The following is a 1630-nucleotide window of genomic DNA, read 5'->3' on the forward strand; positions in this document are numbered from 1 at the left end:
ATACTTGGTGTTTTCCATGTGTTTCTCTCCTTTTTTTATTATTATACCATCTTTCGCTTTTTGCTGTCCACTTTTTTAGTATAGCACCAAGATAATTCGTACAAGGTTTACTGGACGATTGCAAATAATATTTATTCAACCTATTTCAATTCAAAGGACAAATTCGGAAGGAAGTCTAAAGAAGGTATATACGGCATTTACCGCAATTCAAACGGCAAAGAGGTTGAACTTTCTAAAAAAGAGGTGTACAATAAGGAATATAGTTATGTATCTAGCAGCCCGAACAGAACATCCGAATTGGTATCCGAGATAAAATATACAGGAGCATATAACAATACCATACGCTATGGATACGATAGGAACAAACGCATATCATCAGTACAGGTATGATGAAACAGGTCATCTTACAACAGAGGTAGATGTCACGACAGGCACGGGAAAAGATTTTGTATATGATGAAGGCGGAAATTTAGTTGAAATAAAACCTTTTGTTAGGGAAAATTACGGTGAATCTCAAACCCTTGTATATGGTGACTCAAAGTGGAAGGACTTACTCACTGCATACAACGGTAATGAGATAACCTATGATGAGATAGGAAATCCGCTGACTTATTACAACGGTACTGAGTTTAATTGGACAATGGGACAAAAACTCAAATCTGCGGGAAGGTCAGACGGAGTAAAGATAAAATATACTTATAACGCTAATGGGCTTAGAACGAGCAAGACAATAAACAATGTCAAGTTTGACTACTATTGGAATGACGGTCAATTATCGGCACAGACTTATGCAGGAAATACAATGTATTTCAGATATGACGGAGATACTCCGATAGGATTTGAATACAACAACAGTCAGTATTATTATGTAACCGATTTGCTTGGAAGTATTATAGCCGTGCTTGATGCAGAAGGAAAGACTGCTGCCGAGTATAGCTATGATGCATGGGGAAATTGTACGATTATAAACAACAAAAATGATATTGCCTATACAAATCCTTTGAGATATAGAGGATATTATTATGACAGCGATACAGGTTTGTATTGTATTCAGTCAAGATATTATGACAGCAATACAGGCAGATACATTAATGCAAATTCGGCTAATGCAGTTTTACAAGGCAAATTAAACTTATTTGAGTATGATACAAATCCAATGAAGTGTGTATCTCAGCAAACCACAGATTTATCAGGTATGGGTTCAGAAGGTAAAGTTAATAATTTATCTGATTATTATGATGTTTTGCGGCAAGGATCGTCAACTATTAGCCCACCTATTTTTTCCGAACATAATAAAACATATGATGCTTTGATTTTTTCATTAGATGAATTCATAGAAGGATCAGAAATGATTAAAAAAAGTTTAGAAAATTACTTTAAACGACTTTGTGGATTTGTGTTTAGGGTAGAAAGTGCTAATGAGTTTAAATCATATTGGAATTCAATCACATATGCAGATGTAATAGTACTCTTTAGTCATGCAGGACCTGACACTTTTTTTAATGATTTAAATTTACAAAATATAAGAAAATTAAAGAAAGTTAATTGTAAAGCTTTAATAATATTGGGTTGTGAGGCAGGACATTATAAGTACATTTGGGAAAACATAGCGTATGAATTTTCTAAAAAA

At 33.9% G+C, this 1630-nt stretch carries 1 protein-coding gene; it reads left to right on the plus strand.

Annotated elements, in window-relative coordinates; genetic code table 11:
* Window positions 1-346: 346 nt before the first annotated feature.
* Window positions 347-1630 (plus strand): RHS repeat domain-containing protein (locus OCV67_RS13220; RefSeq protein WP_317235037.1); only part of this gene is annotated, 1284 nt, incomplete at its 3' end.

It is taken from the genome of Porcipelethomonas ammoniilytica (assembly GCF_025567485.1).
Taxonomy (GTDB): Bacteria; Bacillota; Clostridia; order Oscillospirales; family Ruminococcaceae; genus Porcipelethomonas; species Porcipelethomonas ammoniilytica.